This is a genomic window from Streptomyces sp. 150FB, assembly GCF_000818195.1.
Taxonomy (GTDB): domain Bacteria; phylum Actinomycetota; class Actinomycetes; order Streptomycetales; family Streptomycetaceae; genus Streptomyces.
This window is the reverse complement of the sequence record NZ_JTHL01000001.1, coordinates 6,934,206-6,945,208: the sequence shown is the minus strand read 5'-3', so window position 1 is coordinate 6,945,208 and position 11,003 is coordinate 6,934,206. Positions and strand designations below refer to the sequence as shown.

Here is an 11,003-nt window from a genome sequence, read left to right as displayed (position 1 = left end):
ACGGACCGGCGGCGGCGCACGCCCGGCCTGCGCCGCGAGGAGGTCGCCGACCTGGCCCATATGTCCGTCGACTACTACGCGCGGCTCGAACAGGCCAGGGGCCCCCACCCGTCGCCCCGGATCCTGGACGCCCTCACCGGAGCGCTGCGGCTCACCGAGGCCGAGCGGACGCATCTCTTCCGGCTGGCGGGCGCGAACCCCGCGCCGCCCGCGGGACCGGCACGCCGGGTCCGCCCGTACGTGGCGGATCTGCTGCGCCGGATGCCCGACTCGGCGGCCGTCGTCACCGCCGCCACGTACGACGTGATCGCCTGGAATCCGCTCGCCGAGGCCCTGCTCGGCGGGCTCAGGGACGAGCCGAATCTGGCGCGCAGGCGTTTCCTGCGCACCGGCGCCCGGGAGAACGCCCACGAGGGCTCCGGCGCCGCGGAGTTCGCCGACATCGCGGTCGCGCGGCTGCGCGGCGCCGCCGACCGCTACCCGCACGACGAGCCGCTCGCCCGTCTGCTGGCCGAACTGCGGGCCGGGAGCGCGGAGTTCACCGAGGTCTGGGACACCAACCCGGTGCGCGCCCCCGGCCACCGGGTGAAGACGGTGACGCACCCGGAGATCGGTCCCGTACGGGTGAACTGCGACGTGCTCACCGTCCCCGACGACGACCAGCAGGTGGTCTTCATCACCGCGGACCCGGGCAGCCCGTCCGCCCGCGCCCTGCGCCACCTGCTCGACACCCGCTGACGCACCGGCCGCCCGCCGCCCGAACGCCCGCGGCGCCACACCGGCCGGCGCGTACGGGCATACTCGGACCCTGCGGCGCACCGGCGCCGGCTGGTGTCGGGAGGTGCGTGATGGTGTCGTCCGGGACTGAACCGCGGAGGGTGACGATCCACGATGTCGCGCGCTCCGCCGGCGTATCCCGGCAGACGGTGTCGCGTGCGCTCAACGACAAGGCGGAGATCGATGGATCGACCAAGCAGCGGGTGCTCGACGCCGCGCTCGAACTCGGCTACCGGCCGAGCCGGTTCGCCCGGGGCCTGGTCCGGCAGGACACCACCACCATCGGACTGGTGATCCCCGACCTGCTCAACCCGTTCTTCACCGAGGTCGCCGCGGCCGCGCTGGAGGCGGCCAGGGCCCGGGGGTGGCATGTCGTCGTGTACGACACGGCGGACAGCACCGAGGAGGAGCTGAGCACGCTACGGGTGATCGGCTCCCAGGTGGACGCCGTCGTCGGCTACTTCAGCAGCCCCGAGGACGACATCGACCAGTTCACCCGGGGCATCCCCGTGGTGCTCGTCGGCCGCGAGCACCACACGGCGCGGTTCAGCTCGATCCGGATCGACGGCGAGGACGGGGTCCACGCGGCGGTCGCGCACCTCGTCGCCGCCGGCCACCGGCGCATCGGCATGCTCGACCACGGCGAGCGCGCCGAACCGAGCGTCAGGTACCGGTGGTTCGCCACGGCAGCGGCGGCGCACGGGATCGACGCGGACGCGGTCGTCGGCGCGAGCCAGTCCGTCGACGGCGGCGGGGACGCGCTCGGGGCGCTGCTCGGCGCGCACCCGAACGTGACGGCGGTCCTGACGTACAACGACATCATCGCGATCGGCGCCCTCCGCGAGGCCCGGCGCACCGGCAGGAACGTGCCGCGCGATCTGGCCGTGATCGGCTTCGACGGCCTCCAGCTCGGGACGCTCGTCGAGCCCCCGCTCTCCAGCGTCGCCCTCGACACGCGACGGCTCGGCGCGCTCGCCGTCGACCAGGCCGCCAGGCTGTTGACCGGGGTCGATCCGCTCGGCGCCGACGACCTCGTGGTACGGGGCGAGTTGCGGCTGCGCGATTCCGCGTAGCCGTTTCCGGCCCGTCCTGGCCGAGCGAGCCCGTAAGAAACACTTGACATGAAAGCGTCGTTCGCGGAGACTTCCGGCCAATTCGTGAACGTTCACGGGAACGTTCACGGGCTCCCGAAGGGTCCTCGATGACGCTGACTCGACGAAGGTTCCTGACCGGCGCGGCCGCCACCGGCGCCGCGGCGTTCGGGGTCGCCGGATGCACCAGTCCCACCACGGCCAACCCTGGCAGCCTGACTCTTTGGTACACCTACAACGGGCTGTCCGAAAAGGTGCTGTCCAAGGCCATAAAGCGTTTCGCCCACGACAAGTTCGTCACGTCCCAGGTCAGCGGCGACCTCAAGCAGCGGCTGCTGGCCGCGCTCGCCGGCCGGGCGTACCTGCCCGACATCACCCTGCTCGGCGACAACATCTCGACGTACTTCGCCGACCACGACCGCTTCGTGGATCTCAACACCCTGGGCGCGCGCTCGGTCGAGAAGGAGTACCTGCCCTGGAAGTGGGCGGCCGGAGCCAGCCCCGAGGGCTTCCAGATGGGCTTTCCCATCGACATCGGCCCGGCGGCCCTCTACTACCGGCACGACATCTTCGAGAAGGCCGGAGTCGCGAGCGAACCCGACGACGTGGCCGCCGCCGTGCCGACCTGGGAGGCGTACTTCGCCTTCGGGCAGAAGCTCCAGAAGAAGATGCCGGGACGGTATCTGATCACCGACACCAAGACGGTGTTCACGTACTCGATGGCCCAGCAGCCGCAGAAGTACTTCGACCGGCAGAACCACTACCTCGACGACCAGGCGCATGTACGGCAGGCGTGGGACCGCGCGCTCGAAGCGTTCCAGCGCCACCTGACCGCCGGGTACGCGGGCTCGCAGGGCACCGGCAACTCCGTCGACCGGCACGCCGCCTGGAACAGCGGCAAGGAGATGAGCCTGGTCAACGCGTCCTGGATCACCGGTGAGATCAAGCAGTCGGCGCCGGGCACCGCGGGCAAGTGGCGCGTGTGCCGCGCCCCCGGGGGCGCGGGCAACCAGGGCGGTTCGTTCCTGGCCATCACCAAGTACTGCCCGAGGCCCGAGGCGGCCTTCGAGATCATCCGCTGGCTCCAGTCGCCCGACAACCAGCCGGACACCTATCTCGACGTCGGCCTCTTCCCCTCCAGCCCGTCCGCCTTCACCGATCCGAGGCTGCTCAAGCCCGAGCCGTTCTTCGGCGGCCAGGTGACCATGAAGGTCTTCGCCGAGATCGCCAAGGGCGTCAAACCCGCGTACTTCAGCCCCTGGGACATCAACATCAGCGACACCTACACCGACGAGCTGACCAACGTCGAACTCGCCGGCAAGGACCCCGACAAGGCCTGGAACGACGCGCGGACCACGGTGGAACGGCTGCTGCGCAGGCAGGGAGTGCTCACATGACCACGATGCCCGAAGCCGGAGCCCCGGCCGCCAGGCCCCCCGCGCCCGCACCGCCGGCATCCCCGGCACGGGTCCCGGCGGCGGTCGCCCGGCGCAGGCGGTGGCGCTACCTCCCGTACTACGTGGCCATCGCGCCCTTCTTCATCCTCTTCCTCGTCTTCGGCCTCTACCCGGTGCTCTACTCGCTCTTCCTGGCGCTGCAACGCTGGGACGGCGTCGGCCCGATGAAGTTCGTCGGGTTGGAGAACTTCCGGTTCCTGCTCACCGACGGGACGTTCTGGGACTCGATAGGCAACACCCTGATCATCTGGGTGATGTCCACGGTCCCCATGACCGTGCTCGCCCTGCTGATCGCGCTCGGGCTCAACTCCTCGATCCGCCACAAGGGTCTGCTGCGCATCGCGTACTTCCTGCCCAACGTGACGTCCATCGTGGCCATGTCGCTGGTGTTCGGCTCGATCTTCAGCGGCGAGTTCGGCATCCTCAACTGGATCTTCGGTCTCTTCGGCATCGGCCATGTGCCGTGGCTGACCGATCCCTGGGCCATCCGGAGCGCGATCTCCATCATGATCATCTGGCGCTGGACCGGCTACAACGCGATCATCTTCCTCACCGGGCTACAGGCGCTGCCCACCGACGTCTTCGAGGCGGCCCGCGTCGACGGGGCTTCTCCCGTACAGACGTTCTTCAAGGTCACGCTGCCGCTGCTGCGGCCCGTGCTGCTGTTCTCCGTACTGATGTCGGCGATCAGCGGGATGCAGATCTTCACCGAGTCGCAGGTGCTGCTCGGCGACCGGGGCGGCCCGGGCGGCGCCGGGATGACGATGGTCCTCTACTTCTACAACACGGCTTTCGCCGGCAACGACTTCGGCTACGGCGCCGCCATCGCCTGGGGCATCTTCATCGTCGTTGTCCTCTTCTCGATCCTCAACTGGCGGATCATCCAGCGCCCCGAACGGGGTCAGGTCACGATCAAGGGGACGGGACGATGACCACACGCGGACGCGTTCTGACCTACGGCGCCCTGATCATCGGCGCGCTGATCACGCTCTTCCCCTACTACTGGCTCGTCGTGATGGCGTCCAACACGACGGCCGACATCTACTCGGCCCCGCCCAAACTGGTCGTCGGCGGGCGCCTGTTCGCCAATATCGGGCAGGTCTTCTCGCGGGTCGACTTCTTCGGCTCGCTGCTCAGCACCCTGATCGTCGCCGTGGTGACGACCGTGCTGGTGCTGTTCTTCGACTCTCTCGCGGCCTTCACCTTCGCCAAGTACCGCTTCCCGGGCAGCAATGTGCTCTTCGGGATCCTGCTCGCGACCTTCGTGGTGCCGACCCAGCTCGCCGCGATCCCGCAGTTCATCATCATGGCGCACCTGGGCTGGGTCGGTGATCTCAAGGCGCTGATCATCCCGGCGGCGGCGAACGCGTTCGGCATCTTCTGGATGCGCCAGTACGCGAAGGGCTCCATCCCGGACGAGCTGCTCGAAGCGGCCAGGATCGACGGCTGCGGCTTCTTCCGTACGTACCTCTTGGTGGGGCTGCCGGTGCTCCGCCCCGGGCTCGCGTTCCTCGGCATCTTCACCTTCGTCAATGTCTGGAACGACTTCCTGTGGCCGCTGGTCGTGCTGATCGACTCGCACCATGTGACGCTCCAGGTCGCGCTGTCCCAGCTCAACGGCTTGTACGTGACGGACTACAGCGTCGTCATGGCGGGGACACTCGTCGCGATCGTGCCGTTGATCATCGTGTTCCTCTTCGGCGCCAGGCACTTCATCCGCAACATCGCCGCCGGCGCCCTCAAGGGCTGAAAGGAATTCATGTCAGCGCCCTACCTGTCCTACGTGGAAGACCCCGCACCCGGCTACGGATCGCTGCCGCCCCGCGCAGCGTTCACCTCGGACGCGCGGTCGCTGAGCCTGGACGGCACCTGGAAGTTCCTGCTCTCGCCGTCGGTCGCCGCGGCGCCCGAGGGGACCGGGGGCGACGACTTCGACGACCGGGGCTGGGGCACGCTCCCCGTCCCCGCGCACTGGCAGTTGCACGGGTACGGCGAGCCCGCGTACACCAACGTCCGCTACCCCTTCCCCGTCGACCCGCCCCGGGTTCCCTCCGACAACCCGACCGGTGACTACCGGCTGACGTTCGACCTGCCCGAAGGGTGGCGCGACGAACCGGCGGTGCTGCGCTTCGACGGCGTCGACTCGTGCGCGCGGGTCTGGCTCAACGGCGAGGAGCTGGGGGTGACCAAGGGCAGCAGGCTGCCGTCCGAGTTCGCCGTCGGCGCGCTGCTGCGCCCGCGCGGCAACGTCCTCGCCGTACGGGTCCACCAGTGGTCGGCCGGCAGCTACCTGGAGGACCAGGACATGTGGTGGCTGTCCGGGATCTTCCGGTCGGTGACCCTGCTGGCGCGCCCGGAGGGCGGCGTCGCCGACTTCACGGTGCACGCCGGTTACGACCATGTGAGCGGCGGGGGGACGCTGTCCCTGTCGGCGGACCCCGGCGTACGGATCACCGTCGCCGAACTCGGCGTCGACGGCCTCCCGGCGGGCGAGAGCGCCGAGTTGGCGGAGGTCGAGCCGTGGAGCGCGGAGCACCCGCGGCTGTACGCGGGTGAGGTGCACACCGCGACCGAGCGCGTGCCGGTGCGTATCGGTTTCCGTACCGTCGCGATCGAGGACGGACAGCTCAAGGTGAACGGCCGCCGCATCCTCTTCAGGGGCGTCAACCGGCACGAGCACCACCCGCTGCACGGGCGCGCCCTCCCCCGTGAATTCGCGGTGGCCGACATCGAGTTGATGAAGCGGCACAACATCAACGCGGTCCGCACCAGCCACTACCCGCCCGACCCGGCGTTCCTGGAGCTGTGCGACACGTACGGCCTCTGGGTGATCGACGAATGCGACCTGGAGACACACGGGTTCGGCGACCTCGGCTGGGCGGGCAACCCGAGCGGCGAGCCCGTGTGGGCGGACGCGTATCTCGACCGGATGCGCCGGACCGTCGAACGGGACAAGAACCACCCCTCGATCGTGCTGTGGTCACTGGGCAACGAGGCCCACACCGGCCCGAATCTCGCGGCCATGGCGCAGTGGACGCAGGCGCGCGACCCGTCGCGGCCGGTGCACTACGAGGGCGACCTCGACTGCGAGTACGTGGACGTGTACAGCCGGATGTACGCGGACCACGAGGAGGTCGACGCGATCGGCAAGGGGATCGACGACAACGCCCGCCGCCGCGAACTGCCCTTCCTGCTCTGCGAGTTCGCCCACGCCATGGGCAACGGGCCGGGCGGACTGCTGGAGTACCGCGAGCTGTTCGAGCGCCATCCGCGCTGCCAGGGCGGCTTCGTCTGGGAGTGGCTCGACCACGGGCTGACGCGGCGCGACCAGGACGGCAGCGAACACTTCGTGTACGGAGGGGACTTCGGCGAGCAGATCCACGACGGCAACTTCGTGATCGACGGCATGGTCCACCCGGACCGCACCCCGTCGCCCGCGCTCGCGGAGTTCGCGAAGGTCTTCGAGCCGGTCAGGATCAGCGCGGTGGAGGGCGGGCTCCGCCTCGCCAACCACTACGACGTCATCACGCTCGACCACCTCGCGTTCTCCTGGACCCTTGAGGAGGAGGGCGTCCCGGTGGCCGAGGGCACGCTCGACGTGCCCCGGGTCGCCGCCGGGGCGAGCGCGGACGTGTCCCTGCCCGGGCTGCCGGCGACGTCGGCGGAGAGCTGGCTCACCGTACGGGCTTCACTCGCCGCCGACACGCCCTGGGCCGGGGCGGGACACACCGTGGCGTGGGGCCAGACGCGGATCACGCCGGCGCCCGCCGCGCCAAAGCCTCCCGCGCCGCCGGCCCGTACGACGGCCGCCACCGCCGGAGGCCAACTACGGTTCGGCCCAGGCCGGTTCGACGCGGCGACCGGGCGCCTGACCGCGCTCGGCGACCACGAGGTCCAGGGCCCCCGACTCGACCTGTGGCGCGCGCCGACCGACAACGACCGCGGCTCGGACCACCCCGAGGAGACCGCGTGGCGGGCGGCCGGCCTGCACCGGCTCCAGCACCGGGTCGACGCGGTCGACGCCCGGGACGGCGCACTCGTCGTCCGTACCCGGGTCGCACCCCCCGCGCTCGGTTTCGGCATGTTCGCCGACTACCACTGGCAGGCCGAGGGCGAGGGCCTACGGCTGCGCATCGACGTGGAGCCGGACGGCACCTGGCCGTGCACGCTGCCGCGTCTGGGCCTGCGGATGGCGGTCCCGGGTTCGCTGGGCACCGCCGAGTGGTACGGCGGGGGGCCGGGCGAGGCGTACGCGGACAGCAGGCAGGCGGCCCGGATCGGCAGATTCACGCGGACGGTCGACGCGCTCCGGACGCCGTACGTCTTCCCCCAGGAGAACGGCAACCGCACCGATGTGCGTTGGCTGCGGCTCACGCCGGGCGACGCGGCCAACAGCGGTACGGGCAACGGGATCCGGGTCGACGGCGATCCGGTGTTCGGCTTCACGGCCCGGCGCTGGACCACCGAGGAGCTGGACGCCGCGACGCACACGGTCGATCTGCGGCCGGGCGAGCTGATCCATCTGAACCTGGATCTGGCCCAACACGGCCTGGGAACCGCCTCCTGCGGCCCGGGTGTCCTGCCGGAGTACCAACTCCACGCGCGGAAGGCGAGCTTCACCCTCACCTTCACACCGCTGCCGGGGCTCTCCTGAGTCCCAACTCACCGCGGCCGCCTGACCGCAGGAGCTGAAAAACCTGAAGGGCCCAGTGATCACTGGGCCCTTCAGGTATGACGTGCCGGAAGCCGTCAGTCGGTCAGGTTCACCGAGCGGGCCGAGGCAGCGCCGATCTCCGAGGAGATCTCGTTGAGCACCGGCTGCGGCACATTGTCGTCGACGGTGAGTACGACGAGCGCCTCGCCGCCCTCCTCGGCGCGGGAGACCTGCATGCCCGCGATGTTCAGCCCGGCCTCACCGAGGATCCGGCCGACCGTGCCGACGACGCCGGGCCGGTCCTCGTACCGCAGGACGACCATGTGGTCAGCCAGCGCCACATCCACGCTGTACTGACCGATCGCGACGACCTTCTGGAGGTTCTTCGGCCCCGCCAGCGTGCCGGAGACCGAGACCTCCTCGCCGCCGGAGAGCGTGCCGCGCACCGTGACCACATTGCGGTGGTCCGGGGACTCGCTCGATGTGGTGAGCCGGACCTCGACGCCGCGCTCCTGCGCGAACAGCGGGGCGTTCACATAGCTCACCGTCTCGGCGACGATGTCCTCGAACACGCCCTTGAGCGCGGAGAGTTCGAGCACCTTGACGTCGTGCTGGGTGATCTCGCCGTACACCTCGACATCGAGACGAGCGGCGACCTCGCCCGCGAGGGCGGTGAAGATACGGCCGAGCTTCTCGGCGAGCGGCAGGCCCGGGCGTACGTCCTCGGCGATGACCCCTCCCTGGACGTTGACCGCGTCGGGGACCAACTCACCGGCGAGCGCGAGCCGTACGGACTTGGCGACCGCCACGCCCGCCTTCTCCTGCGCCTCGTCGGTGGAAGCGCCGAGGTGCGGGGTGCAGACGACCTGGTCGAACTCGAAGAGCGGGGAGTCCGTGCAGGGCTCCTTGGAGTACACGTCGAGCCCGGCTCCGGCGACGCGTCCCTCCTTGAGCGCGGAGGCGAGCGCCTGCTCGTCGACGATCCCGCCGCGCGCGGCGTTGACGATCCGCACGGACGGCTTGACCTTGTGGAGCGCCTCGTCGCCGATCAGACCCAGCGTCTCGGGGGTCTTGGGCAGGTGCACGGTGATGAAGTCGGAGACCGCGAGCAGTTCGTCGAGGGTGAGGAGCTTGACGCCCATCTGCGCGGCGCGGGCCGGCTGCACGTACGGGTCGTACGCCACGATGTCCATGCCGAAGGCGGACATGCGCTGCGCGACGAGCACACCGATCCGGCCGAGGCCGACCACACCGAGGGTCTTCTCGCTCAGCTCGACGCCCGTGTACTTGGAGCGCTTCCACTCGCCGTTCTTCAGCGCGGAGTTGGCCTGCGGGATGTTCCGCGCGGTGGCGATCAGCAGGCCGCAGGCCAGCTCGGCGGCGGTGACGATGTTGGAGGTCGGCGCGTTGACGACCATCACGCCGGCCTTGGTGGCGGCGGCGACATCGACGTTGTCCAGGCCGACCCCGGCCCGGGCGACCACCTTGAGCTTGCGTGCGGCGGCGACCGCCTCGGCGTCGACCTTGGTCGCCGAGCGGACGAGAATCGCGTCCACATCGGCGATGGCCGGCAGCAGCTCCGCACGGTTGGCGCCGTCGCAGTGCCGGATCTCGAAGTCCGGACCGAGGGCGTCGACAGTGGCGGGCGAAAGCTCTTCAGCGATGAGTACGACAGGTTTCGAGCTCACGTGAGTCCTCACAAATCCCATTGCGGACGGCCGTCCCGACGGCCGCATGCGGTGGAGGGTCGCCGGACCCCAGGAGATCCGGCCGCGTAAAAGACGCACGACGCTGTGGGCCTGACGCGGATGTGTTGAGCAGTGTAGTGCTGTCGGCGGAAAGGGATTCCGCCCTGCACAACAGGATCACCCTTACGTGGCCGGAAGGCCCCGGTCCGCCCGGGGCCCTCCGGCCTGTGGTGTCACGCCTCTTCGTCGACCCAGCTCATGAGCTTGCGCAGCTCGGCGCCCGTCGTCGCCAGCAGGCTCTCGCTGTCGGCCTTCTTGTACTCGTTGTACTTCTTCAGACCGCCGTGGTACTCGTCCATCCAGTTCTTGGCGAACGAGCCGTCCTGGATCTCGGCCAGGATCTTCTTCATCTCGACCTTGGTCTGGTCGTTGATGATGCGGGGGCCGCTGACGTAGTCGCCCCACTCGGCGGTCTCGGAGACCGACCAGCGCATCTTCTCCAGGCCGCCCTCGTACATGAGGTCCACGATCAGCTTCAGCTCGTGGAGGCACTCGAAGTACGCGATCTCCGGCTGGTAGCCGGCCTCGGTGAGCGTCTCGAAGCCCGCCTTGACCAGAGCGGCGGTACCGCCGCAGAGCACGGCCTGCTCACCGAACAGGTCGGTCTCGGTCTCTTCCTTGAAGGTTGTCTTGATCACGCCTGCGCGGGTGCCGCCGATGCCCTTCGAGTACGAGAGCGCGAGCGCGAGGCCCTTGCCCGACGGGTCCTGCTCGACGGCCACGATGCACGGGACGCCGCGGCCTTCCTCGTACTGGCGGCGGACGAGGTGGCCCGGCCCCTTCGGGGCGACCATGCAGACGTCGACATTGGCCGGCGGCTTGATGAAGCCGTAGCGGATGTTGAGGCCATGGCCGAAGAACAGCGCGTCGCCGTCCTTCAGGTGGTCCTTGATGGACTTCTCGTAGATCTCGCCCTGGAGCGGGTCCGGGACCAGGATCATGATGACGTCGGCCTCCTCGGAGGCCTCCTCGACGCTGACCACGCGCAGGCCCTGCTCCTCGGCCTTGGCCTTGGACTTGGATCCCTCGTGCAGGCCGACCCGGACGTCGACACCGGAGTCGCGCAGGGACAGGGCGTGTGCGTGGCCCTGGCTGCCGTAACCGATGACCGCGACCTTGCGGCTCTGGATGATGGACAGGTCGGCGTCGTCGTCGTAGAACAGCTCGGCCACTGGGTCTCTCCTTGGAGTGCTGGTGTTACGTCCCACCGTACGGCGGGCGGCTGAAGTGGGCTTCCCGGTCTCGGCATACGAACCGGACAGGGCGGGTGCGGCTA

8 protein-coding genes are annotated in these 11,003 nt (G+C 69.6%); 6 read left to right on the top strand and 2 right to left on the bottom strand.

Annotated features, from left to right (window positions below; translation table 11 throughout):
- From QR77_RS29805 to QR77_RS29780, 6 genes are all read left to right on the top strand, one after another.
- A partial coding sequence (locus QR77_RS29805; RefSeq protein ID WP_040025102.1) for a helix-turn-helix transcriptional regulator occupies window positions 1–738 on the top strand: 738 nt, incomplete at its 5' end.
- A 110-nt stretch (window positions 739–848) separates the two neighbouring features.
- Window positions 849–1,850 carry a LacI family DNA-binding transcriptional regulator gene (locus QR77_RS29800; protein WP_173476370.1) on the top strand — a complete coding sequence of 334 codons (1,002 nt, stop codon included), beginning with the start codon at window positions 849–851 and terminating at the stop codon, window positions 1,848–1,850.
- 128 nt (window positions 1,851–1,978) lie between these two features.
- Window positions 1,979–3,265, top strand: coding sequence for an extracellular solute-binding protein (locus QR77_RS29795; protein WP_040025101.1), 1,287 nt, complete (start codon window positions 1,979–1,981; stop codon window positions 3,263–3,265).
- Window positions 3,262–4,257, top strand: coding sequence for a sugar ABC transporter permease (locus QR77_RS29790; RefSeq protein WP_236710857.1), 996 nt, complete (start codon window positions 3,262–3,264; stop codon window positions 4,255–4,257). Before QR77_RS29795 ends, QR77_RS29790 begins: the two co-directional genes overlap by 4 nt.
- Complete coding sequence (locus tag QR77_RS29785; RefSeq protein WP_040025100.1) at window positions 4,254–5,075, top strand: carbohydrate ABC transporter permease; 822 nt, start codon at window positions 4,254–4,256, stop codon at window positions 5,073–5,075. Before QR77_RS29790 ends, QR77_RS29785 begins: the two co-directional genes overlap by 4 nt.
- A gap of 9 nt (window positions 5,076–5,084) precedes the next feature.
- Complete coding sequence (locus QR77_RS29780) at window positions 5,085–7,979, top strand: glycoside hydrolase family 2 TIM barrel-domain containing protein (protein WP_201778831.1); 2,895 nt, start codon at window positions 5,085–5,087, stop codon at window positions 7,977–7,979.
- 95 nt (window positions 7,980–8,074) lie between these two features.
- Here the strand turns inward: QR77_RS29780 and serA are convergent, their stop codons facing one another.
- On the bottom strand, window positions 8,075–9,667 hold the full coding sequence (gene serA / locus QR77_RS29775) for a phosphoglycerate dehydrogenase (protein ID WP_040025099.1): 1,593 nt from the start codon (window positions 9,665–9,667) through the stop codon (window positions 8,075–8,077).
- A 233-nt stretch (window positions 9,668–9,900) separates the two neighbouring features.
- Window positions 9,901–10,899, bottom strand: a complete 999-nt coding sequence (gene ilvC, locus QR77_RS29770; RefSeq protein ID WP_040025098.1) for a ketol-acid reductoisomerase — start codon at window positions 10,897–10,899, stop codon at window positions 9,901–9,903.
- Window positions 10,900–11,003 lie beyond the last annotated feature (104 nt).